This is a genomic window from Cardiobacterium sp. Marseille-Q4385 (assembly GCF_916618745.1).
GTDB lineage: Bacteria > Pseudomonadota > Gammaproteobacteria > Cardiobacteriales > Cardiobacteriaceae > Cardiobacterium.
The window spans coordinates 1,502,501-1,525,875 of the sequence record NZ_OU745373.1 but is presented as its reverse complement, the minus strand read 5'-3'; the positions used below and the strand labels follow the sequence as shown (position 1 = coordinate 1,525,875).

25 protein-coding genes and 2 rRNA genes (1 of these 27 cut by a window edge) are annotated in these 23,375 nt (G+C 58.6%); 5 read left to right on the top strand and 22 right to left on the bottom strand.

Annotated elements, in window-relative coordinates:
• Positions 1 to 7 precede the first annotated feature (7 nt).
• The 16 genes from LG374_RS07475 to LG374_RS07400 form a co-directional block, all read right to left on the bottom strand.
• Positions 8 to 799 (bottom strand): cytochrome c1, encoded by a 792-nt coding sequence (locus LG374_RS07475; RefSeq protein WP_225757100.1) that lies wholly within the window; start codon positions 797 to 799, stop codon positions 8 to 10.
• Positions 796 to 2,049: a cytochrome bc complex cytochrome b subunit gene (locus tag LG374_RS07470; protein ID WP_225757099.1), complete on the bottom strand. Its 1,254-nt coding sequence runs from the start codon at positions 2,047 to 2,049 to the stop codon at positions 796 to 798. Before LG374_RS07470 ends, LG374_RS07475 begins: the two co-directional genes overlap by 4 nt.
• Positions 2,042 to 2,686 carry a ubiquinol-cytochrome c reductase iron-sulfur subunit gene (petA, locus tag LG374_RS07465; protein ID WP_225757098.1) on the bottom strand — a complete coding sequence of 215 codons (645 nt, stop codon included), beginning with the start codon at positions 2,684 to 2,686 and terminating at the stop codon, positions 2,042 to 2,044. Before petA ends, LG374_RS07470 begins: the two co-directional genes overlap by 8 nt.
• 166 nt (positions 2,687 to 2,852) lie before the next feature.
• The gene (locus LG374_RS07460) at positions 2,853 to 3,596 is read right to left on the bottom strand and encodes a Nif3-like dinuclear metal center hexameric protein (RefSeq protein ID WP_225757097.1); all 744 of its coding nucleotides are present in this window, start codon (positions 3,594 to 3,596) and stop codon (positions 2,853 to 2,855) included.
• A 42-nt stretch (positions 3,597 to 3,638) separates the two neighbouring features.
• Positions 3,639 to 4,898, bottom strand: coding sequence for a UDP-N-acetylglucosamine 1-carboxyvinyltransferase (murA, locus tag LG374_RS07455; protein WP_225757096.1), 1,260 nt, complete (start codon positions 4,896 to 4,898; stop codon positions 3,639 to 3,641).
• Positions 4,898 to 5,119, bottom strand: coding sequence for a BolA/IbaG family iron-sulfur metabolism protein (locus LG374_RS07450; RefSeq protein WP_006984194.1), 222 nt, complete (start codon positions 5,117 to 5,119; stop codon positions 4,898 to 4,900). The genes murA and LG374_RS07450 overlap by 1 nt, the downstream gene beginning before the upstream one ends.
• Positions 5,104 to 5,415 (bottom strand): STAS domain-containing protein, encoded by a 312-nt coding sequence (locus tag LG374_RS07445; RefSeq protein ID WP_225757095.1) that lies wholly within the window; start codon positions 5,413 to 5,415, stop codon positions 5,104 to 5,106. Before LG374_RS07445 ends, LG374_RS07450 begins: the two co-directional genes overlap by 16 nt.
• Positions 5,412 to 6,035: a phospholipid-binding protein MlaC gene (locus LG374_RS07440; RefSeq protein WP_225757094.1), complete on the bottom strand. Its 624-nt coding sequence runs from the start codon at positions 6,033 to 6,035 to the stop codon at positions 5,412 to 5,414. The genes LG374_RS07445 and LG374_RS07440 overlap by 4 nt, the downstream gene beginning before the upstream one ends.
• Entirely contained in the window at positions 6,032 to 6,532 is a 501-nt protein-coding gene (mlaD, locus tag LG374_RS07435) for an outer membrane lipid asymmetry maintenance protein MlaD (RefSeq protein ID WP_225757093.1), read from the bottom strand. The genes LG374_RS07440 and mlaD overlap by 4 nt, the downstream gene beginning before the upstream one ends.
• A 1-nt stretch (position 6,533) precedes the next feature.
• Positions 6,534 to 7,325, bottom strand: a complete 792-nt coding sequence (mlaE, locus tag LG374_RS07430) for a lipid asymmetry maintenance ABC transporter permease subunit MlaE (protein ID WP_225757092.1) — start codon at positions 7,323 to 7,325, stop codon at positions 6,534 to 6,536.
• Positions 7,322 to 8,125, bottom strand: coding sequence for an ABC transporter ATP-binding protein (locus tag LG374_RS07425; RefSeq protein WP_225757091.1), 804 nt, complete (start codon positions 8,123 to 8,125; stop codon positions 7,322 to 7,324). The genes mlaE and LG374_RS07425 overlap by 4 nt, the downstream gene beginning before the upstream one ends.
• Positions 8,122 to 8,598 carry an EVE domain-containing protein gene (locus tag LG374_RS07420; RefSeq protein ID WP_225757090.1) on the bottom strand — a complete coding sequence of 159 codons (477 nt, stop codon included), beginning with the start codon at positions 8,596 to 8,598 and terminating at the stop codon, positions 8,122 to 8,124. The genes LG374_RS07425 and LG374_RS07420 overlap by 4 nt, the downstream gene beginning before the upstream one ends.
• 132 nt (positions 8,599 to 8,730) lie before the next feature.
• Positions 8,731 to 9,576 (bottom strand): transferrin-binding protein-like solute binding protein, encoded by an 846-nt coding sequence (locus tag LG374_RS07415; protein WP_225757089.1) that lies wholly within the window; start codon positions 9,574 to 9,576, stop codon positions 8,731 to 8,733.
• Between the two features lie 90 nt (positions 9,577 to 9,666).
• Positions 9,667 to 10,491: a bifunctional DNA-formamidopyrimidine glycosylase/DNA-(apurinic or apyrimidinic site) lyase gene (gene mutM, locus LG374_RS07410; RefSeq protein WP_225757088.1), complete on the bottom strand. Its 825-nt coding sequence runs from the start codon at positions 10,489 to 10,491 to the stop codon at positions 9,667 to 9,669.
• Positions 10,484 to 10,957: a hypothetical protein gene (locus tag LG374_RS07405; protein ID WP_225757087.1), complete on the bottom strand. Its 474-nt coding sequence runs from the start codon at positions 10,955 to 10,957 to the stop codon at positions 10,484 to 10,486. The genes mutM and LG374_RS07405 overlap by 8 nt, the downstream gene beginning before the upstream one ends.
• Complete coding sequence (locus tag LG374_RS07400) at positions 10,930 to 12,222, bottom strand: Gldg family protein (RefSeq protein ID WP_225757086.1); 1,293 nt, start codon at positions 12,220 to 12,222, stop codon at positions 10,930 to 10,932. The genes LG374_RS07405 and LG374_RS07400 overlap by 28 nt, the downstream gene beginning before the upstream one ends.
• Before the next feature lie 140 nt (positions 12,223 to 12,362).
• Between LG374_RS07400 and xerD the strand changes: the two genes are divergently transcribed.
• The gene (xerD, locus tag LG374_RS07395; protein ID WP_225757085.1) at positions 12,363 to 13,229 is read left to right on the top strand and encodes a site-specific tyrosine recombinase XerD; all 867 of its coding nucleotides are present in this window, start codon (positions 12,363 to 12,365) and stop codon (positions 13,227 to 13,229) included.
• 62 nt (positions 13,230 to 13,291) lie between these two features.
• Entirely contained in the window at positions 13,292 to 14,581 is a 1,290-nt protein-coding gene (locus LG374_RS07390; protein WP_225757084.1) for a hypothetical protein, read from the top strand.
• A 129-nt stretch (positions 14,582 to 14,710) separates the two neighbouring features.
• Here LG374_RS07390 and LG374_RS07385 read toward each other — a convergent pair whose 3' ends face one another.
• From LG374_RS07385 to LG374_RS07375, 3 genes are all read right to left on the bottom strand, one after another.
• A complete protein-coding gene (locus tag LG374_RS07385; RefSeq protein WP_225757083.1) occupies positions 14,711 to 15,307 on the bottom strand; it encodes a hypothetical protein in 597 nt (198 codons plus the stop codon).
• Positions 15,308 to 15,323: 16 nt separating this feature from the next.
• Entirely contained in the window at positions 15,324 to 16,391 is a 1,068-nt protein-coding gene (aroC, locus tag LG374_RS07380; RefSeq protein WP_225757082.1) for a chorismate synthase, read from the bottom strand.
• 190 nt (positions 16,392 to 16,581) lie between these two features.
• Positions 16,582 to 17,118 (bottom strand): adenylate kinase, encoded by a 537-nt coding sequence (locus LG374_RS07375; protein WP_225757081.1) that lies wholly within the window; start codon positions 17,116 to 17,118, stop codon positions 16,582 to 16,584.
• A 129-nt stretch (positions 17,119 to 17,247) separates the two neighbouring features.
• On the opposite strand from LG374_RS07375, the gene gcvH reads away from it, so the two are divergent.
• Positions 17,248 to 17,610: a glycine cleavage system protein GcvH gene (gcvH, locus tag LG374_RS07370; RefSeq protein ID WP_225757080.1), complete on the top strand. Its 363-nt coding sequence runs from the start codon at positions 17,248 to 17,250 to the stop codon at positions 17,608 to 17,610.
• A 68-nt stretch (positions 17,611 to 17,678) separates the two neighbouring features.
• Positions 17,679 to 20,513, top strand: coding sequence for an aminomethyl-transferring glycine dehydrogenase (gene gcvP, locus LG374_RS07365; RefSeq protein WP_225757079.1), 2,835 nt, complete (start codon positions 17,679 to 17,681; stop codon positions 20,511 to 20,513).
• Positions 20,514 to 21,084: 571 nt separating this feature from the next.
• Here gcvP and LG374_RS07360 read toward each other — a convergent pair.
• On the bottom strand, positions 21,085 to 21,426 hold the full coding sequence (locus LG374_RS07360; RefSeq protein WP_225757078.1) for a transposase: 342 nt from the start codon (positions 21,424 to 21,426) through the stop codon (positions 21,085 to 21,087).
• Here LG374_RS07360 and LG374_RS07355 point away from each other — a divergent pair.
• Positions 21,425 to 21,667, top strand: coding sequence for a hypothetical protein (locus LG374_RS07355; RefSeq protein WP_225756521.1), 243 nt, complete (start codon positions 21,425 to 21,427; stop codon positions 21,665 to 21,667). The genes LG374_RS07360 and LG374_RS07355 overlap by 2 nt on opposite strands.
• A gap of 195 nt (positions 21,668 to 21,862) precedes the next feature.
• On the opposite strand, the gene rrf is transcribed toward LG374_RS07355, so the two are convergent.
• Together rrf and LG374_RS07345 are read right to left on the bottom strand one after the other, a co-directional pair.
• Positions 21,863 to 21,978: ribosomal RNA gene (gene rrf, locus LG374_RS07350) — 5S ribosomal RNA — on the bottom strand.
• Positions 21,979 to 22,074: 96 nt separating this feature from the next.
• Positions 22,075 to 23,375 (bottom strand): 23S ribosomal RNA (locus LG374_RS07345); it runs 1,558 nt beyond the window's last position.

Below are 23,375 nucleotides of genomic sequence, written 5' to 3'. Positions count from 1 at the left end.
CTTTGTGTTAATGGATGTCGCGCCAGTACTCTCTTTTCAGCAGGTAGAAGATCATGGTGAGGAAGGCAAGGAATGCCAGTACCCATGGGCCCATGCGCATTCTATCCAGCGCGGATGGATCGGAAACGTAGCTGAGGAAGTTGCTGATGTCATACACAACTTGGTCGTAGGCTTCTTTGTTTTTGGCAGGATCTTTGTCCAGGATTCCCGGTGTAACAATGTCGAAGCCAGTCAGGGTGCTATGCGTTTCGCAAGCTTCTTTACCGTCAACGGTCGCGCAGGTTTTCTCTTCGCTATACACCGGTTTCTGGATACCTTGCAGTTCCCACAAGGGATTCGGCATGCTGGCTCCGGCAAAGATGGAGTTGTTAAAGCCAAGCGGACGGGTATCGTCAAGGTAGAAACCGCGCAGGTAATTGTAGATGTATGCCCCGCTCTTGGCCCGCGCTGTCAGCGACAGGTCAGGCGGGGTTTGCCCGAACCATTTGAGGCCTTCAGCGGCACTCATGCCGGTGTGCATTTGTTCTACCGCCTTGGCGCCGGTGAAGATGAGGTTTTTCGCCCCGATTTCCGGATCAATTTCCAGGTCTTTGAACATGTGGTTGTAACGCTGGTATTGCAGCGAGTGGCAACCGGCACAGTAGTTGATGAAGTATTTGGCGCCGTTTTGCAGCGAGACTTTATTGGTCAGGTCTGCCTGAAAGGTGTCATTCGGGTAGCCCGCAACGCCCGATGCGAACGCTGCCTGAGCCAGCGTCAGTGTTGCGGTCAGCAGGAGCAGGATTTTTTTCGTGTTCATTTGGTCACCCGTGTCGGTACCGGTTTGGTTTTGTCGAGTTTGCTGTATATCGGCATCAGCAGGAAGAAGGCGAAGTACACGGCGGTAAAGAATTGCGCCAAGAGCGTCACGGTATTGGTCGGCTGCATGGTGCCAAGTTTGGTCAGCGTGATGAACGCGATGACGAAGAGCCCCATTGCCACACGCGATATCCAGCCTTTGTAACGGATGGATTTGACCGGCGAGCGATCAAGCCACGGCACGATGAAAATCATGCCGACAGCGGCAAACATAGCGATAACACCCCACAGTTTTGCCGGAATGCCGAACCAATCCCAAGTCATGGCGCGCAGAATCGAATAGAAGGCGCCAAAATACCAGACGGGAGCGATGTGTTCCGGCGTCACTTGTGCGTTCGCGGGTTCGAAGTTGGCAAGTTCGAGGAAGTAACCGCCAAATTCAGGCATATAGAAGATGATGCCGGCGAAGATCATGAAGAAGAAGCCAAAACCGACCAGGTCTTTGATGGTGAGATACGGATGGAAGGGGACGCCATCCAGCGGCACACCGCGTTCGTCCAGATGTTCTTTGATCTCGATGCCGTCCGGGTTAAGCGAGCCGACTTCGTGCAGCGCAATGATATGCGCGGCGACAAGCATCACCAGCACCAGCGGGATAAGGATGATGTGCAGCGAGAAGAAGCGATTCAGTGTCGCATCGGAGATATAGAAGTCGCCCTGGATGAAGGTAACGATGGCATCGCCAACAATCGGGATAGCGCTGAACAGCGAGATGATGACGTTCGCGCCCCAGTAGGAGGTTTGCCCCCACGGCAGCAGGTAGCCCATGAAGGCTTCTGCCATCAAAGCGAGGAAGATTAGTGCGCCGAAGAGCCAGACGAGTTCGCGTGGTTTACGGTAGGAACCGTACATCAGACCTCGGAACATGTGCATATAAACGCAGATAAAGAAGAAGGAGGCGCCGGTTGAGTGCATGTAGCGGATAAGCCAGCCGTAGTCCACATCGCGCATGATGTATTCGACACTGGCAAAGGCTTCGGCAGCGCTTGGTTTGTAGAACATCGCCAGCCAGACGCCGGTGAGGATCTGGTTAACCAGCACGACCAGGGCAAGCGAGCCGAAGAGGTACCAGAAGTTGAAGTTTTTCGCCGCATAGTAGCGGTCCATATGGTCGTGCCAGAGCAGGGTCAGCGGGAAGCGGTTATCGATCCAGCCGAGCAGTCCGGTGGTTTTGTACGGGTTGCTAGCCATTTTGTCCTCCTTCGCTGCTGGCACCGACGACAACGAGGTTGTCGTTTTTGAAGTTATAAGGCGGGATAGTCAGGTTGGTCGGCGCAGGTACACCTTTGTACACGCGGCCGGCATAGTCGAATTTGGAACCGTGGCAGGGGCAGAAGAAGCCGCCTTCCCAAGTGGCATCGCCGCGCACTTCCCGTCCTTCGGCACGGGATTGCAGTTTGGGCGCACAACCAAGGTGGGTGCAAATACCAAGCGTAACGAGGACGTCTTTACGTTCGGCACGCCATTCGTTTTGTGCGTATTCGGGCTGGATGGATTCTTTGGATTCGGGGTCGCGCAGGTCACCGCCGACTTGCGGCAGGGTGGCCAGCATGTCCTCGGTGCGGCGCAGGACGTATACGACTTTTCCTTGCCACAGTACGGTCTGCATGGCACCCGCTTCAAGTTTGGTGATGTCCACTTCGACGGGTGCGCCGACGGCTTTAGCCCGCTCGCTGGGTAACCAGCTTTTCAGGAAGGGTACGGCGACGAATCCGGCACCGACGGCTGTCGCGCCTGTTGTCACCGCGACCAGCATTTTGCGGCGCCCCGGGTTTTCAATGGGGTGCGCCGGGATGAATGCCGGTTTGAGGTTAGCTGCATTGCTCATGATTTTTCTCCGCGCATCGTTTGATTCTTATCAAGACGGCGTATTGCCTTGGGTTTAGGTTTTTTTCGAGGTGGTTATCTTAGCAAAATCTCGTTTTTTTGCGCAGGGATGTTTTTATAGCCTATTGAGGCGGACATCGGCCCGCCAAGCGAGATAATTGGGGGATTCAGAACGGATTCGGCTCGTCGTAATAAGCGACGTCGAGGCCGAAGGTAGTAGCGAGGTGTTCGCCGAGGGCACGAATGCCCGCGCGTTCGCTCGCATGATGCCCGCAGCTGATGTAGGTGCAGCCGCTTTCGCGCGCTTCGTGGTAGCTGCGTTCGGCGTATTCACCGCTGATGTAGGCTTGCGCGCCTTCTGCCGCTGCTTGTTGCAGGTAGTCTTGTGCCGCACCGGTACACCAGGCGATATGGGTGAGTTCGCCTGTGTTTTCGCCGACGGCAAGCGGGAGGCGGTCGAGGTCATGTGCCAGGCGATCAAGCAGGGCAGACAGCGTGGTTGGGCGGATGTGAGCATGCCAGATGAGCGGTTCGGCGGCAGATTGCCACACGGTTTCGCAGTCGAAATGGCGGGCAAAGAGGGCGTTGTTGCCAAGTTCTGCGTGCTGGTCAAGCGGCAGGTGGTAGGCGATGAGGTTGATGTCATGCGCGAGGAGGTCGGCGATGCGCTGTTTTTTGATGCCGGTGATAGCGGGCGCTTCGCCTTTCCAGAAGTAACCGTGGTGGACGAGCAGGGCATCCGCCTGTTGGGCGATGGCGGCTTCAATGGCTGCTTGCGAGGCGGTAACGGCGGTGGTGATGCGCCGGATTTCCGCTTTGCCTTCGATTTGGATGCCGTTGGGTGCGTAGTCGCGGTAGCGGCTACTTTGCAGGTAGTCGTTGAGGTAGGTGTGCAGTTCGTCGCGATGCATGTTTGGTGTGTGCTGAATGGCGCGGTTGTCCCGCTTGGCGCTTTATTCTGCGGCGCGGATGCGGCAGATGTCGGCGCCGAGCGCGCTCAGTTTTTTTTCGATGGCGTCGTAGCCCCGGTCGAGGTGGTAGATGCGGTCAATGGTGCTTTCGCCTTCAGCGGCCAGGGCGGCGAGGACAAGGCAGGCACTGGCGCGCAGGTCGGTCGCCATCACCGGTGCGCCACTCAGTTTTTCCACGCCGTGCACGGTGGCGGTGTGGCCTTCGATGGTGATGTCTGCACCCATACGCGCTAATTCGGAGACGTGCATGAAACGGTTTTCAAAGATGGTTTCGATGATGGTCGCGGTACCTTGGGCGATGGTATTCAGCGCCATGAACTGCGCCTGCATGTCGGTGGGGAAAGCGGGGAACGGTGCGGTGCGGATGCTGACAGCGCGCGGGCGCCCGCGTTGTACGAGACGGATATGGTCGTCGCCGCGCGTGATTTCCGCGCCTGCCGCTTCGAGTTTTTCGAGGACGGCTTCGAGCAGGTCGGGGCGGGTGTGGCGCGTGGTGATGTCGCCGCCGGTAATGGCGGCCGCGATGAGATGGGTGCCGGTTTCGATACGGTCCGGCAGGGTAGCGTAGCGCGCCGGTTTAAGGGCGCGTACGCCTTCGATGGTGAGGGTGGTGGTGCCGATACCGCTGATTTTCGCTCCCATGGCGTTCAGGCAGTGGGCGAGGTCGCTGACTTCCGGCTCGCAGGCGGCGTTGCCGAGGATGGTGGTGCCTTCGGCGAGTGCGGCAGCCATGAGCAGGTTCTCGGTACCCGTGACGGTCACCACGTCCATGAGGAAGCGGCTGCCGCGCAGTTTGCCGCTGGCTTCGATGTAGCCTTCGTGGATGTCGATATGGGCACCGAGAGCCTGCATGCCTTTGATGTGCTGGTCCACGGGGCGGGCACCGATGGCACAGCCACCCGGCAGGGAAACGCGCCCTTGTCCGAAACGGGCAAGCAGTGGCCCCAGCACGAGGATGCTGGCGCGCATGGTTTTGACGAGTTCGTAAGGCGCTTCGGGGTTGGTGATGTGGCTGGCATCCACCGTGACCTGGTTATCGCCGGTGAAGGCGGCTTTGGCGCCCATGGCGTTCAGGACTTTGATGAAGGTGTGCACGTCGCGCAGGCGCGGTACGTTATCAATGATGGTTTCGCCAGCAACGAGCAGGGTGGCAGCGAGGATAGGCAGGACAGCGTTCTTGGCGCCGCTGATAGTGACTTCGCCGTGCAGCGGTTTGCCGCCGCGTATTTTCAGTTGTTCCATCAGGCGACCTCGGTTTTCAGGGCGACAGCGTGGATTTCGTTGCTGCCGAGGATGTCGCCAAGAGCATTCATGACGAGGCGGTGTTGTTCGAGGCGGCTCTTGCCGGCAAAGCCTGCCGAGCGGACGTGGGCGCTGTAATGTACGCCGTCGAAGGTGCTGAGGGAGATGTCAGCGTCGGGCAGGACGGCTTTGATGCGTGCGGTGATCAGTTCTTCTTGCATGGGGTGGGTTGGCTCATGGTGGGCAGGTCAATTTCATAGAGGGCAAGCAGTTCGCCAAGGTGGGGCGGCAGGTGTTGCCAGATGGTGCGCCGCTGCTGTTGCTGCGCCTGACCTGCCAGCCAGACGAGTGCGGCGACACCGATGCTGTCGGCTTGTTGCAATGCCTGCCCGTCCACGGTGAGGGAATCAGGCAGGGTTTCGTCGCGGAAGGGGATGCCGTCAAGGCTGCGGGCTGTGAGCGCGGCATGCAGATGCAGCACACCGTCGCGCAGGGTGCCCAAGGCGGCGAGGGTCATAGTTTTTCATCGCCCTTCATGGTTTTGATTTTGGCGATGAGTTTGTCCAGCCCGCCCTGGTTGATTTCGCTATCGAAGCTGTTGCGGTAGCTGGACAGGATGGAGACGTTTTCAAAGGATACGTCGTAGATTTTCCATTGGCCGTTTTTGAAGCGCAGGCTGAAAATAACGATGGCCTGCTTGCCGTTTTTATCGCGCACCTGGATGCGGGTATCAGTGCGCTGGTATTTGTCCACCGGTGTGGCACTCAGCACTTTCACCGCTTCTTCAACCGGTGTGCCGGCATAGTTGGTCCAGCCGCGCGAATAGACGCGCACCAGGAGGTCGCGGAAGGCGGCGGTGAAGTCGGTTTTCTGTTGTGCATTTGCCTCACGCCAATGGCGGCCAAGAACCACTTGCGACATCAGTTCAAAGTCCATGTAGGGCAGGACTTCATTGCGGATAAGCGCGCTGAATGCGGCAGGGTCGCTTTGGTAGCGTGCCTGGTTGGCATTCAGGTTGGTGAAGACGGTTTTGGCCTGCTGTTCGACAAGGCTACGCGCGTCGTCAGTGGTCGGCTGTGCGGCGAACGCGGCAAAAGCGGTAGCGCTAAGGGCGAGGGTCATGAGGAATTTTTTCATGGTTTTTGCTCCTGGGATGGGGTGTTGCCGCCATCATCTTTGGCGGACATTTGGGTCACGAATTGCTGGATCAGCTTCTCCAATACCATAGACGAACCGGTGTAACGAACCGTATCACCATTTTGTAAGGTCTCCAGATCGCCGCCGGGGACGATGCCGATGTATTTTTCGCCCAAAAGCCCGGCGGTGAGGATATCGGCGCTGCTATCAAGCGGCAGGCGGTCGTATTCGCCGGATATTTGCAGGATGACTTTGGCTTTGTAGCTATCCTGATCGTAACTGATGCTTTTCACTTTGCCGATTTGCACCCCGGCCATGGTGATTTTGGCATTTTTCGACAGACCGCTGATGTCGCCGAATTGCGCTTCCAGTTCATAGGGATGGTGCAGGCGGAAACCGCGCGCATTACTCGCTTGCAAGGCAAGGAAAACGATACCGATGAGGGCTATTAACACGAAAACGCCGACGGCGACGGATACACTGCGATTTGATTGCACTTCAACCTCCAAACATCATCGCGGTCAGGACAAAATTCAGCCCGAGCACGGCCAGCGACGACATCACCACGGTGGTGGTAGTCGCATTCGCCATGCCACGGGCGGTGGGCGGGCAGCTAAAGCCCTGATAGACGGCTAGCGCCGCGCAGACCCAGCCAAAAACCAGGCTTTTCAGCAACATGCCGCGGGCAATGTCGCTCACAAAATCGACACTGTTCTGCATTCCCGACCAGAAGACGCCATCATCCAGGCCGAGATAGACCACGCCGACCAGATGCGCACCAAGAATGGCGACGGCAACAAAAAGAATGGTGAGTAGCGGTAGGGCAAAGAGTGCACCAAGAAAACGCGGCACACCGACCTGGGCGACAGGCTCAATCGCCATCATCTCCATCGCTGCCAGCTGCTCCGTTGTCTTCATCAGGCCAATTTCAGCGGTAATCGCCGAACCGGCGCGCCCGGCGAAGAGCAGTGCCGCAACTACCGGCCCCAGTTCGCGCATCAGCGACAGCGCCACCATAGGTCCCAGCGATTGTTCCGCGCCGAAACGCACCATCGTCGTGTACGCCTGAAATGACAGCACCATGCCGACAAACAGGCCGGCGACAAGAATGATCGGCAGCGACAGTACGCCCGCGTTATAAGTCGCGCGCAGTGTCAACAGCGGCTTGCGCACCAGCACCGCGCAGTGACGCAGCAATAGCAGGGCAAACAGCGAAAAATCACCCAGCGCAGCGAGGCAGCGTAGCGTCGTCGAGCCAACAGCGGCGAGAAAATCCAGCACTGCTTTCATCGGACACGCTCCAGCAACTCCGCCGCATAATCGGCGGCGGGATAATGATAGGCAACCGGCCCATCCGCCTCAGCGTGCATAAACTGGTGTACCAGCGGATCTGTGCTTGCATACACCACCGCTGGGGTATCGTTAGCGAGCAGTCTGCCGCCCGCGAAAAGCAGGATGCGGTCGGCAATCTTGCTCACCTCTGTCACATCATGCGAAACCACGAAACTGGTCATACGCAGACCATCATTCAAATCGCGCACCAGGCGGGTGAGGACGCCTAGCGAGATAGGATCCTGGCCGGTAAACGGTTCATCGTAAATCATCAATTCCGGATCAAAGGCAATCGCGCGCGCCAGCGCCACCCGCCGCGCCATACCGCCGGACAGTTCCGAGGGCATCAGCGCCGCCGCGCCGCGCAGGCCGACACGCTGCAACTTCATTGCTGTGACCGTCGCAATCAATTTGCGATCCAGCCGCGTCTTCTCGCGCAGTGGAAAGGCAACATTTTCGGCGACGGACATATCGGAAAAGAGTGCACCAGACTGGAACAACATGCTCATGCGGCGGCGCAGACGCATCAGCGCGGCGCGGGACAAATCCGGCACCGACTCGCCCAACACCTCAACCGTGCCGCAATCAGGGCGCAACTGTCCAGTCAGCAGGCGCATCAAGGTCGTCTTGCCCGTACCGGATGGCCCCATCACCGCTACCACCTCGCCACGCGGGATGACAAAACTCACGTCATCAAAAATCTTGCGTTGACCGCGCGAGAAAGAGAGATGCTCGACGCGGACGACAACCTCCGTCATGCGCTGTCCTCCTCAGCATCGGCGAGTGCCAGCACCACCTGCCAATGCGCAGGTGAAACCGGCGTCACCGACAAACGGCTACCCTTCTGCACCACTGCCATATCGGCCAGTTCCGGCACCGCTTTCAGCATGTCCAGCGCGATGATGTGGCGGAAGGCACGCACAAATTTCACCTCAACCAAATCCCAGCGCGGTGCATCCACCGTCGCCTTCGCATCAAAATAACGGCTTGCGGGATCAAACTGTGTCGGGTCGGGATAGGCCGCGCGAACAATCTCGACGATGCCGACAATACCGGACGGACGGGCATTGGAATGATAAAAAAACGCCTGATCGCCGACCTGCATCTGTCGCATGAAATTGCGCGCCTGATAATTGCGCACACCATCCCACGGCTCAGTCTGCGCGGGACGGCGTTGCAAATCATCCAGCGAAAAATTGCCGGGCTCGGATTTCATCAACCAGTAATTCATGAATGTGTGGTCTTATCTGTCCTTAAGAAGCGGCGCATCATAGCACGGGGTGGATAAATGCGCGTCTAGCAGCAATTTTCCAATAAAAAGGCCCCTGAGGGGCCTTTAATATTTGGAAACCGAATGACGTTATCAAGGCCGCTTGGTAGCACCAAACGCGCCACGAAATTCACGCTCGCCTGCTTGCGTTTGTGAGTATTTCTCGTAAACACCAGACATTTCTGCTGCATTCTGTCCATAGAAGCTACCGTTGGTAAAGGTACGCTCATCAGAATAGCCACTGAAAGTATTATTATTAATTCTTGCCTTTAATCTAATCGGATCTATTTTCCCCGGCACCGAGATCCGGCCAGTTACATCTTTAGTCGTAAAATTGACATTAAATTCAGCCAAGCCTTCTTGCATATCAGCACCTTCCGCCTGATGTACCGACAAACCGCTATAACGTGCTTCGCCTTTCTTCGGCAAAGTGGTCGGAACTTGCTGTGGAGACGGGCCCTGGAAGAAAGTGTGGTAGGAGCCGCGCTGTTTGTCGTACACCATGCCGTACAGGGCATTGTGCAGGTTGTTACCGACGATTTTTCTGTAAGAATCGTCCTCACCCTTGAAGTAGCCACCGCTGCCGCGCGTGATGTTAGAGGCCAGCAGTTCGATTTCCTGGTCATTGATACGGAGTTTATTGATTGCTTTCTTCCAGTCAGCATCAATACTTCCATTTCCGGAATTACCGCCGTTATTATTTCCATTGTTGCCGTTATTATTCCCATTGTTGCCGTTATTATTTCCATTATTATTTTTATCGTTATTATTAGGCTGTGTTGGTAATTGCCATGGGCCTCTGGCAGAAGGTGAAGCAGGGCTGCCTGAATTTGCCGCCGGGGCGACGGGACGTGGATCGGCGACGTTATTGTCGCTGCCGCCACAGGCGGTAAGGATGCCAAGAGTAACGGCAGCAGTGAGAAGGTTCCGGTATTGCATGAATAACTCCGTGTGTAAAAACTGTAAGGTGGGTCGTCCATTACAGGACTGACATGCATTCTAACACTTTTTTCATGTTCTCCTGCTTCCTCATAACAAAGACTGACACTTGGGGCAATACACGCTACTACGCCCGCCGATGGTTACGTGCGCAAGCGGTGTGCCGCAGCGCGGGCAGGGTTCGCCGCTTTTACCGTACACCGCGAGTTTGACGGCGAAGTAGCCGCTGGTGCCGTCGGGCTGGCTGAAATCGCGCAGGGTGGTACCGCCTTGTGCGATGGCTTCTTGCAGGACGCGTTTGATAGCCGCCGCCAGCGTGGCACATTCAGCTTCATCGAGACGGGTGGCGCGACGGGCGGGGTGAATGCCGCTCGCGTACAGCGCTTCGGTTGCGTAGATGTTGCCAACGCCAACGACGTGCCGCTGATCCATGATGTGCGTTTTGATCGCCGCCGTTTTGCCGCGCGTTTGTGCGTAGAGACGGGCTCCATTGAAGGCGTCATCCAGCGGTTCAACACCTAGTTCGGCAAGAGCGGGCGGTGGTTGCAGCGGATCAATGACGGCGACATGACCGAAGCGGCGCGGGTCGTGCAGGCGCAGTTCCTGCCCGTTTTCTAACGTTACCGTGACGTGGTCGTGTTTTTTGAGCGGGCTGTCCGCCGCAATGATGCGCAAGGCGCCGCTCATGCCGAGGTGGATATGCAGGGCGCGGTGCGGATCATCGCTGTGCAAGATCAGGTGTTTACCGCGTCGGGCGACGTGGTTGATGACGCATCCGGCGAGGCGGTCAAGCGCGGCGCTATCCAGTGTTTGCCGCAGTTTGGCGACGCTGGCGCGGACGGCGTGGATACGTTGTCCTTCGATGTGCGGCGCGATGCCGCGTCGGGTGGTTTCGACTTCGGGTAATTCAGGCATGATCAGGCGTGGGCTTGGGAAACCAGCTTGCCGGCGGCTGGGCGAGCATGGCTTTGAGGTTTTCGTTGCACAGCCACGCGGTCGTGCCGTCATCCAGATAGTGCGCGTGGTGGAAGCTGTTGTAGGCGCCGAGAGTGTAGGTTTTGCCGTTGATGCCGAGGGTGACGGGACGCGAGGGCGCGGCTTGGATAGCAGCGAGCGGCTGCGGACTGTGGCAAGTCGCGAGAATGTCGAGCATCTGCTCCGTGCGCCCGTCGCGTACGCGTTTACCGTCGCCGACCCAACCCGTACCGTCGCGATTGAGGTCTATCCGGCTGTCGCTGTAATCGATACGGATATGCTGTACGCGAGCCGGGTCAAGGAATTGCTCAACCCCGCCCAAACGCGCGTTCAGCGCGAGAAACAGTGCGAGCAGCACCCCCCACAGCGCCAGCGCGCTTAACCGTAACGTCGTTTGCGTTGCCATGCGAGGTACGGCCCGATAATCAACGGTAACAGCGGCAGGATGACAATCAGCACGATAGCCAGCCACAGCATTTCCCCTTCCGTAAGCGTGAGGTACTGGTCTTTCAGTTCCGGCGGGGCGATGTTGGCGTGGGCGCGGGCGGGCATCAGGCTGGCAAACAGATTTTGCACCAGGGAGCTGTTGCCGCCGACGTTCAAATAATTGTCCTGAAACAAATCACTGTCGCCGAGAATGACGATACGCTGCTTCCTGCCCTGAAAATCGCGTTCCAGCGCCCAACCGAGCGGTAGCGGCCCTTTTGCCTCGCCTTCCTCCGGCATGATGACGCCCGCATCGGCATTCTTCTCTGCCCAGCTCTGCTTGCCTGACCACAGCAGGACATGGCGCGTCCAGTCGCTGGTCGGCGGACTGTCCGGATTATCGGCGAGCGCGACCGCCGTCGGCAGCAGTGGCGCCTGCTTGATGCCGTCGCTGACCACATCCTCGCCCAACTCCTCCACCAGCAACAACTGCGGATCATCCAGTCCGTAGCCTTTCGCACCGGCATCGACCACACTGCCCTCAACCAGGCGCAACCCGCTCAACGTCGCCAGCCACGGCGGCAAATACGGGTGCCGCGTATCCGTCGTAAAAAGCAGACTGCCGCCGCGCGCAAGATACGTCTGCAATGCGCTGCCATGCGCCTGTGGAATCTCTTCCGGATCGGCGATGACCAGCACATTGACACTGCGCGGAATCTCCACCGTGCGCGTCTGATCCTGATCCGTGACCGTCGTTTTCGCATTGCGCACCCGCTCATACGCCGCGCGCCAGTTGCCGCTGCTGTCCTGCCGGTAAGCGCGCTCGCCGTGCCCCTGCAAATGCAAAATCTGCACATCGCTCGTCTCGCCGAGATTCAGCAGCGCCTGGGCAATCCCCTGCGGACTGGCGACATCAATCCGCTCACCGTGTGTACCGTCGGACAAAAACAACTGCCCCTCACGCGTCACCTCGCGCGCCTGCACCCGCAGCGGGTCCGTGTCGGGATTGACAAAATCCAGACGCAAATTCGGCTGCAACACCCGAAACGGCGCGACCAAATCGCTGAACCCGCGCCGCATCTGCGGATTATTGCGCACAAACGCTTCCAGCACGATCTCACCCTCAAGCGCGCGAATCGCTGCCTCCTGCTGCACCGTAAGCTGCAACAACGGCTGATCACGCAGCACAAGCGCACGAGAATCATGCAGCGACCACCAGGCACAAGCGACAACAGCGGCCGCCATCAGTGCCGCCAGCAACCATCCATAAAAAAACCGAAAACGCATCAACAAACCTATAATCCAAAAACCAAAACACGCGCCAAGCGAGACAACCATGCGGTTCGTAGCGCATCGAATAACCATTGTAACGGACGGGACAAACCATGATAGAAACCTTTTGCGACGCCCTGCTCTTCGAAGAAGGCCTGGCCGCCACCAGCGTCGCCAGCTACCGCAACGACCTGCAACTCGCCGCACGCCTGCTCGACAAACCCGTGCGCAGCTTCGACGCGGACGACGTACAAAACGTCCTGGCGCGCATGATGGACCTGCAACGCAAACCCACCTCGCTTGCCCACATGCGCACCAGCCTGCGCCGCTACTTCGCCTGGCTGGCCGAAAACGGCTACCGCCGCGACGATCCGACTGCCCGTCTCGAACCCGCGCGCCTGCAAAAACCGCTGCCGCGCAGCATCGGCGAAACAGACGTCGAAAAACTGCTGGCTGCCCCCGACCCAGCCACGCCAACCGGCAGCCGCGACGCCGCCATGCTCGAACTGCTCTACGCCTGCGGCCTGCGCGTCAGCGAACTCGTCAGCCTGCGCCTTGGCAACCTCAACCTGCAAGACGGCATCCTGCGTGTGCGCGGCAAAGGGCAAAAAGAACGCCTCGTCCCCATCGGTGAAGACGCCGTGACTGCCGTCGAGCGCTACATCCATAGCGCCCGCCCGCAACTGCTCAAAAACCCGCTGGACGACACCCTTTTCCTCAGCGAACGCGGCAAAGCCATAACCCGTCAGGCCTTCTGGAAACTTATCCGCGGCTATGCCGCCGCCTGCGGCATCACCGCGCCCGTCTCGCCGCACACCCTGCGCCATGCCTTTGCAACCCACCTCGTCAACCACGGCGCCGACCTGCGCGTCGTGCAAATGCTACTCGGCCACAGCAGCCTCAGCACCACGCAAATCTACACCCACATCGCCGAAGCACGCCTTGCCAGCATCTTCGCTGCACACCACCCGCGTGCATAAAGCATCGGGCGCACCCGCTATTGCCCGCAAAACAAGCAAACAACACCCACTAAGGAAGAACCATGCCCTTCCCTGCCCACTGTTTCCCGCTCAACCTCGCTGACCCGTGCACACGTGGCTGGGGCGGCGCTTATCTCAACCCCTCACATGCTTCCTACTGGGTGATCGTCACCGCGCTGCTACTGCCCTCCATGTATGATGCGACCATCGGGCCGTTTCTCACTTCCTGGGTTGGTCTGTGGTTGCCGCCGTGGTGTGCTTATGGCCTGTTCCTCTACCTGCGCCGTCTCGCCTATTTCAACCCGCGCTACGCGCCACGCCCGCGTGTCGTCTGCGACCCGCGCGGCATCACCCTGCACGACGCCTTTGGCCGTATCCGCTACCAATGGCGCTGGGGGGAGCTTGCCGACGTGCGCTATCAGCGCGGGATGCAGCACGGTCTGCTACTGGAGCCGCAGCAGGGCGAACCCGTCTGCTACCGCAGCGGCTATCTGGATTACCCCGATTACCACGACATTGTCGCCACGGCGCAGCGTTACCTGCACGGTGGTGCGCCGCTGCTCCAGCCCGTCATCCCGCCTCCCGATCTTGATCACTGCTGGTACGAACGGCGCGACGGCTACGCTTTTTACAGCTTGATTTACTTGCATTCCCTGGTTGTGCTGTGGGCGATACCGTCTTTCCTGACCGCCTTCCTGCAGTGGCCGGAAGAGTGGCACGATCCGCCGCCCACCGCCCTACTCAATGCCTTCTATCCCTTCCTTGTCGCCGGTGGTATCGCACTCGGCGTGTTCATCATCCTTGTCATCGTGCGGGAATATCGCGCTGCCTGCGCCGCCACACCGCGCATTCTGCGCGCCGCCGACGGCGACGGTCTGCACATCCATCACCGCAATGGCCGCATCCTCAGCCTGCGCTGGCAGGATATCCACGACGCCACCCTGGATGAAGTCCAAATGGGCCGCGAAAACCACCGCATCACTCACCGCGTCCTGGACCTGCATGACCGCCTCGGCCACAGCCGCCGCATCCGCCACACGCTGTTCATGGAAGACGATGATGACCGCCTTGGCCTCGCGGAAACCCTCGCGCTGATTGACGCCACCCGCGAAGGCAAAAAGCCGCTGCCGCTGCGTCCCCCCATACTCACCACCGCACCGCTTACGGAGCGACTCCTTTTCTGGCCGAATACCCTGCTGGCCTGCCTTTTCATCCCGGCCAGCATTCAGGAGAACCTGGGCGTAGAGACTTGGCTGACCGCGCACCATGAAGACATCGTTTTGCTTGCCGCCGCGCAGGGTCTGGTTAACCTGATCGTGCCCATCCTCTGCCTCGTCATCAGGAGAAAATAAAAAAGCGCGTGGTTGCGCCGCTTGGCGGCCGTGCAAATGCCTGCCTGGCGGCGCTCTCGCAAGCGGCTGTTTGGGCGTCGCCTGGGCGGTGCATGAAAAAGGCGGGACGTGCCCGCCTGTGGTCATGCGTTATGGCGTATATGGCACAGCCGGGCTGCTTTGCGGTTTGCTCTCGTCTCTGAGGATAGCGGCGCTGGCCGTGATTTGCGTGTCGCTGTCCGGGGCCGTGGTCAGGCTAATCAGCATTTTGCGTCCGGAGTCGGGTAGCTGCCATTGGTAGGCGATGGTGTGGCTGCTGTGTCCGGCCTTATCGGTCGTGTGCTCGTCCCTGATTTTTTCGCCGGTCGCGCTGTCCGGGGTGGTGTTACCAATAGTGGCAAAGGCTTCTTCGACACGGGCGATGTCCGCATGGCGGGCGTAAAGGGTACAGATGTTTTTCCCGGCCGGGATAGCAAGGATGAGCGTGTCGTTGTGCGGGGTCGGCACCGCCCAAGCGCTACCATCCTGGCCGCGCAGGAAGTATTCCGCCCGCTTCACCGGCAGTTGCGGTGCGTCTTCGAGTTTTTTGCGCAGGTCGTTGAGGTTAGGCAGATGCTTGATGCAGAAGTTGAGATAAGCGGTATTAAAGTCATCCGCTTGGGCAGCCGCTTTGGCTTCGGGCTTGAGGACTTGCGCCGTCGTCGCTTGCATGAGGAGGGCGGCGGCGAGGAGGAGGATTTTTTTCATGGGAGTCCTTGATGAGTCAGAAACGGTTGTTCTGTCCACGCTGGCGCAGGTAGTGATCGGCGAGGACGAGCGCCAGCATCGCTTCGACGATAGGGCAGGCGCGCAAAGCGACGCAGGGGTCATGCCGGCCTTTGGTGATGATTTCCACATCCTGTCCGTCGCGGTCGGTGCTACGGCCGGGAACGAGGATGCTGCTGGTTGCCTTGAAAGCGGCACGGGCGATGATGGGCTGGCCGCTCGATATGCCACCCAGGATACCGCCTGCGTGGTTCGTCAGGAACCCGGCGGCAGCTGTGCGTTCGTCGCGGTTTTCGCTGCCTTTGCGGGTGATGACGTCGAAGCCGTCGCCGATGGATACGGCCTTGACGGCATTGATGCTCATCAGTGCTTTGGCGATGTCGGCGTCCAGGCGGTCGAAGACGGGTTCGCCGAGGCCGGTGGGGACGCCTTCGGCGACGACGGTGATTTCCGCACCGATGCTGTCGCCCGCGCGGCGGATGTCGGCGAGATAGCGGTCAAGCAGCGCGGTTTGGTGGTCGTTCGGGCAATTAAAGGGGTTGTCCTGGACGTGGTGCCAATCGCGGAATTCCAGGCGGTGTTCGCCGATTTGTGAGAGGTAACTGCGGATGGTGGTACCGGTGAGGTGGGCGAGGATTTGTTTGGCGATGGCGCCGCCGGCGACGCGTACGGCGGTTTCCCGCGCCGAGGCCCGCCCGCCGCCGCGATAGTCGCGGATGCCGTATTTGGCCTGGTAGGTGTAGTCGGCGTGTCCGGGGCGGTACTGGTTTTTGATGGCGCCATAGTCCTGGCTACGCTGGTTGGTATTGGCGATGTGGATGCCAATGGGGGTGCCGGTGGTTGTGCCTTCAAAGAGGCCGGAGAGGAGTTGGACGCGGTCGTCTTCCTGGCGCGGGGTGACGTGGCGCGAGGTACCGGGTTTGCGCCGGTCGAGTTCGCGCTGGATGGCGTCGAGGTCAAGCGGGATGCCCGCCGGGGCACCGTCGAGGACGCCGCCAATGGCCGGGCCGTGGCTTTCGCCGTAGGTGGTGAGGGTGAGATGTTGTCCGATGCTGTTGCCGCTCATGGGGTATGGTAGTTGGTGGTTGAAGGGAACCCGTGCGGTTGTCCCGCTTGGTGAGCAATTTTCCCCGCGCGTGGCGGGGAATTGATCAGTCTGATTCGGCTCGCGTTAGCAAGCTACCTTCGGGCCGAAGCGGATGTTTTATGCAACGCGCGCTGCTATACCGGTCATGCGGTTTTCGCGCAGTTGGCGCTCAGTGCAAAGCCGCTTCGATGCGGGCGCTGATGGCTGCCAGTTCGCCGCTGCCGTCGATGCTGCGCAGTTTGCCCTGTTTTTGGTAGTAGTCGATGAGCGGTTTGGTTTGTGCTTCGAAGACGGCAAGACGCTGACGGATGGTCGCTTCGTTGTCGTCGCTGCGGCCGCGCGCGAGCATACGCTGCACGATTTCTTCGTTGCCGACTTGCAGTTCGATAACGGCGTCAATCTGGCTGCCGCGTCCGGCGAGCAGTTTGTCCAGCGCTTCGGCTTGGGCGATGGTGCGCGGGAAGCCGTCGAACAGTGCGCCCTTGTCGCTGAGGCGGGCAGCGATCATGGCGATGACGATTTCATCGGAGACGAGCTGGCCGTTCTCCATGATGGCTTTGGCCTGTTTGCCGAGGTCGCTGCCGGCGGCGATTTCGGCGCGCAGCATGTCGCCAGTCGAGAGGTGGGTCAGTCCGTGTTTTTCAATGAGGAAGGCGGCCTGGGTGCCTTTGCCTGAACCGGGGGCGCCGAGCAGGATAATATTCATGGTTTTTCCTTACGGTTGTGGGTTTGAATGGGGCTAGGGTAGCATAGGACCCGTGTGCTTTTTTGTGTTTTTCCTGTGCTAGAATGTGGATGCTTTCTGTACAAGCATGTTTATTTTATGAGGTGTCTTATGAAAAAGTTTACAGAAGATCATGAGTGGATCGCCGTTGATGGCGGTATCGGCACGATCGGCATCACCGATTTTGCCCAGGATGCGTTGGGAGACATTGTTTTTATTGAATTGCCGGAAGTTGGCCGTGTGCTGGCCGTCGGTGATGAAGCCGCCACCATTGAATCGGTCAAGGCCGCAGGCGATGTGAAGAATCCGGTTGCCGGCGAAGTTGTCGAAGTCAACCAGAAACTGGTGGATGAACCAAGTCTGCTCAATTCCTCCCCGGAAGCCGACGGCTGGGTTTATAAGGTCAAACTCACCAATCCGTCCGAGCTGGACAGCCTGATGGATGAGGCCGCCTACCGCGATTTTGCGAAGTAACGTAATGTCTTTTACCAGCGCCGCGTCCCGTGGCGCTTTGTTTTCTTAATTTTCAGTGAGGGATTGTCATGTCCGCTTTCGCGCCTTTCGTCGCCCGCCATATCGGGCCTTCGCCTGCCGAGCAGGAAAAGATGTTGAAGTTGCTGGGGTTTTCCAGTCTGGATGCGTTTATTGATGAGGTCGTACCGTCAGATATTCGCCGCAAGGACGGGATGGCGAAGCTGCCTGCCCCGCTCAATGAGGCGGACGCGCTGGCGGCACTGCGCAAGCTTGCCGACAAGAACAAGGTGTTCCGCTCGCTCATTGGTCAGGGTTATTACGGCACGATCGTGCCGCCGGTGATTCTGCGCAACGTGCTGGAAAACCCGGGCTGGTACACCTCCTACACGCCGTATCAGCCGGAAATCTCGCAAGGCCGGCTGGAAGCGCTGCTCAATTTCCAGACAATGGTCTGCGACCTGACGGCGATGGACATTGCTAACGCCTCACTGCTGGATGAAGCGACCGCCGCCGCTGAAGCAATGGCTCTGGCGCACCGGCAGAGCAAGGCAAAATCCAACGTCTTCCTTGTCGATCAGCGTGTACACCCGCAAACCATTGACGTCCTCCTCACCCGCGCTGGCTACCAGGGCATTGAAATCTCCGTCCTGGATTGCAGCGGCGAACTGCCGGATGACTACTTCGGCATCCTCGTGCAATATCCGGACACGCACGGTCACGTCGTCGATTACCGCGCACTGGTGGAAAAAGTGCACCGCAAAGACGCCGTCGTCGTCGTTGCCACCGACCTCCTGGCACTGACCATCCTCACCCCGCCGGGCGAATGGGGCGCCGACATCGTCGTCGGCAACAGCCAGCGCTTTGGTGTGCCGCTTGGCTTCGGCGGCCCGCATGCCGCCTTCATGTCCACCCGCGACAGCTTCAAACGCTCCATGCCGGGCCGCCTCGTCGGCATCTCGCAGGACAGCCACGGCAAACCCGCCTATCGCCTCGCCCTGCAAACCCGCGAACAGCACATCCGCCGCGAAAAAGCGACCAGTAACGTCTGCACCGCGCAAGCGCTGCTGGCCATCATGGCCGGCCTCTACGCCACCTGGCACGGGGCGGAAGGCCTGCGCGACATTGGCGTGCGCGTGCACCAGCTGACTACACAACTGGCACTCTCGCTGGAAAAACACCACTTCAAATTCACCTACGAACACTTCTTCGACACCCTGCATATCGATGTCGGCACCCGTGCGGACACCATCATGCAGCGCGCGCTGGAAGCGGGCTACAACCTGCGCCGCATAGACGCCAACTGCATCGGCATCTCGCTGGACGAACAAAGCACCGAGGCCGAAGTCAAACTGCTTATCGCCATCTTCAGCGGCCACACCGATGACGACATCAAGCTGGAAAAAGCGCAGGCGATGCTGCCCGCCTTTGCCGTGCGCCGCAGCACCTACCTCACCCACCCCGTCTTCAAACAACACCGCAGCGAAACCGCGATGATGCGCTACCTGCGCAAACTGAGCGACTGGGACCTCGCACTCGACCGCACCATGATCCCGCTCGGCTCCTGCACCATGAAACTGAACGCCGCGAGCGAAATGATGCCCGTCACCTGGACACCATTCACCGACATCCACCCGTTTGCCCCGCTGAACCAGTCCGAAGGCTACCGGGAAATGTTCGACCAGCTCGAAGCCATGCTCTGCGAAGTGACCGGTTACGACGGCGCCTCGCTGCAACCGAACTCCGGCGCATCAGGCGAATACGCGGGTCTGCTCGCCATCCGTGCCTACCACGACAGCCGGGGCGACAACCACCGCGACATCTGCCTCATCCCGCAGTCCGCACACGGCACCAACCCCGCCTCCGCCGCAATGGCCGGCATGCAAGTCGTCGTCGTCGCCTGTGACGAAGACGGCGACATCAACATCGCCGACCTGCTCACCAAAGCCGAAGAACACAAAGACCGCCTCGCCGCCGTGATGGTCACCTACCCCTCCACCCACGGCATCTTCGAACGCAACATCCGCGAACTCTGCGCTATCATCCACGGCTACGGCGGCCAGGTCTATCTGGACGGCGCGAACCTGAACGCGCAAGTCGGCCTCGCCGCGCCCGGCCACTACGGCTCGGACGTTTCCCACCTCAACCTGCACAAAACCTTCGCCATCCCGCATGGTGGTGGCGGCCCCGGCGTCGGCCCCATCGTCGTCAAAGAACACCTGAAACCCTTCCTGCCCGGACACAGCGTCGTCCCGCTTGAACATCGCGGCGGCATGACCGTCAGCGCCGCGCCGTGGGGCAGCGCATTGGTAAACGTCATCCCGTGGATGTACATCCGCATGATGGGCGCGAAAGGCCTCGAACAGGCAAGCGCCGTCGCCATCCTCAACGCCAACTACATCGCCGCCCGCCTGAAAGGTACCTATGAAGTGCTGTACAGCGACGAAAACGGCCACGTCGCCCACGAATGCATCATCGACGTGCGCCCGTTCAAGGACAGTGCCGGCATCAGCGTGGACGACTTCGCCAAACGCCTCATGGACTATGGCTTCCACGCGCCGACCATGAGCTTCCCCGTCCCCGGCACCCTGATGGTTGAGCCGACCGAAAGCGAAGACCTCGGCGAACTCGACCGCTTCTGCGACGCCATGCTTGCCATCCGCGAAGAAATCCGCCGCGTCGAAAACGGCGAATGGACACCAGAAGACAACCCGCTGGTCAACGCGCCGCACACCATGGCCGACCTTACCGGCGACTGGAACCACTGCTACGACCGCAAAACAGCGGTGTATCCGGTCGAAGGCATGAACCCGTCGAAATACATGACGCCGGTGAACCGCGTGGACAACGTCTATGGCGACCGCCACCTCATCTGCACCTGCCCTTCGCCGCTGGATTACCAATAAGCGCCGCCCGTGCAGCGACCACAACAAAGCCCGTCAGCAGACGGGCTTTTTCATTACAGCTTGGTGGGCCCAGTAATGACTGGCGCTTGACGAGCCCGGCACATGCCGCCCGTTGCTTGCCCAATGCCGAATCCCGCACAAAAAAATCCCGTCCCCCGCTTGCGGGGGAAGGTGCCCGAAGGGCGGAAGGGGAATGAAAACCCTGGCGTAATGGACAAAACGGGTGCTTTTTTTGAGACGTGGGACTCTAATGGACAAAATGGGTGCTTTTGAGGCTATCCCTTCGCAAAATAATCATTTACAAACAGTATGTTATTCGCTTTCTTCAGCCCGTGATGGCACTTCAAAAGCCGCTTCATGTCGCCGAATTTTCCTTCCAGCAGATTGGTTGTGTTTGGGATGCTCAACGCAGGGAAATCCTCAAAGGTAAACAGCCATGGTAAATGCCGCTTCAGGCTATGGTAGGCGGTGCGCAGGCGCTTATGTGTAGTGTGAGTGGCCTGTTTTCTCGTTCACGCTGCGTTCGTTCAGGAAGGCGGCGTACTGCTCGTACCAGCGCTTGAGCGCCGCTTCAAACGCCGCCTGAGTAAGTTTCCGTCAGGGTCAGCGACAGGGCCCGCAGCGCCTGTGCTGCCGGACTTTTGGGCTTTCTGGTCAGGTGGCGCACGATGATTTTGATTTGGTGAAACTGGCACATCTGTATGGGTACATCCGGGAAAACGCCCAGCAAACCGCTTTTGCCGTCACAGATAATGCTTTGTATCACAACACCTTTCTCTCGCAATGCAGCGACCTCCTGCGTGTAGATCGCGTTGGTTTCCCGCTTGATTGCCATCACAGTCAAGGCTCGCTTGCTGCGAGCGTCGTAGAGAACCATGATACCCCACTGGCGGCCGAAATAGGTGGTATCCATGGGGTGTCTGTGGCAGCGTGCAATCGGCCTGTGTAGCGGCTTTGGCGAGGTGGCGGCGGATGCTTTTGATGCTGCATCCGTACTGCGCGGCAAGCTGTGCGGCGGTCTGCTTGCCGTCGCTGTAAAGCTGCCAGAGGGTGTCAGACTCAAGTCTGCCGCTGCCGCTGAAACGCTTGTTGCAAGCGGTACATTTGTAGCGTTGTTTGCCATCACGGGTACCGTTCTTCTTGACCTGTTTTGAGCCGCAAAAAAGGCATTTTTTGTGTTCAAAGGCTTTCAACTCCCGAAAGCCTTACAGCGTAAGGGCTGCGGCGATTTTTAGCACCCGTTTTGTCCATTACGCCCGCTCCGACAATACCTGCTTTACAACAATCACAGAACCGTTATTCACAAATGAAGAAAGCCTCCGCATTAGATGCGGAGGCTTGATAATAAACCCTGACAGTGTCCTACTCTCACATGGGGAAACCCCACACTACCATCGGCGATACTGCGTTTCACTTCTGAGTTCGGCATGGATTCAGGTGGTACCACAGCTCTATGACCGTCAGGAAAACCGGTTACATTCAATTAATAAATGTTCTCTATCTATTTAAAAGAGAATCATCGTCTAAAACTTTTGAGCGCTAAAAATAACTTGAGCGTTGTATGATCAAGCCTCACGATCAATTAGTACTCCTTAGCTGCATATATTACTATACTTCCACATGGAGCCTATCAACGTCGTAGTCTACAACGGATCTTTAGGAGACTTATAGTCTCAGGGAGATCTTATCTTGGGAGGGGCTTCCCGCTTAGATGCTTTCAGCGGTTATCCCTTCCGAACATAGCTACCCGGCTGTGCCACTGGCGTGACAACCGGTACACCAGAGGTTCGTCCATTCCGGTCCTCTCGTACTAAGAACAGCTTCCCTCAAATCTCCAACGCCCACGGCAGATAGGGACCGAACTGTCTCACGACGTTCTGAACCCAGCTCGCGTACCACTTTAAATGGCGAACAGCCATACCCTTGGGACCTGCTACAGCCCCAGGATGTGATGAGCCGACATCGAGGTGCCAAACTCCTCCGTCGATATGGACTCTTGGGAGGAATCAGCCTGTTATCCCCGGAGTACCTTTTATCCGTTGAGCGATGGCCCTTCCATTCAGAACCACCGGATCACTAAGACCTACTTTCGTATCTGCTCGACTTGTCTGTCTCGCAGTTAAGCGGGCTTCTGCCTTTGCACTCTTGGTGCGATTTCCGACCGCACCGAGCCCACCTTCGCACTCCTCCGTTACTCTTTGGGAGGAGACCGCCCCAGTCAAACTACCCACCAGACACTGTCTGCAACCCGGATCACGGGTCTACGTTAGAACATCAAAACAAGCAGGGTGGTATTTCAAGGATGGCTCCACAGAAACCAGAGTCTCTGCTTCTTAGCCTCCCACCTATCCTATGCAACTTGTTTCAATGTTCAGTGTCAAGCTATAGTGAAGGTTCACGGGGTCTTTCCGTCTTGCCGCGGGTACACTGCATCTTCACAGCGATTTCAACTTCACTGAGTCTCGGGTAGAGACAGCGCCGCCATCGTTACGCCATTCGTGCAGGTCGGAACTTACCCGACAAGGAATTTCGCTACCTTAGGACCGTTATAGTTACGGCCGCCGTTTACCGGGGCTTCGATCAAGAGCTTGCACCCCATCAATTAACCTTCCGGCACCGGGCAGGCGTCACACCCTATACGTCCACTTACGTGTTTGCAGAGTGCTGTGTTTTTGTTAAACAGTCGCAGCGGCCTATTCTCTGCGGCCTCCAACAGCTATTCACCATCAGAGGCATACCTTCTCCCGAAGTTACGGTATCATTTTGCCGAGTTCCTTTACCCGAGTTCTCTCAAGCACCTTGGAATTCTCTTCCTACCCACCTGTGTCGGTTTGGGGTACGGTTAATCATAATCTGAAGCTT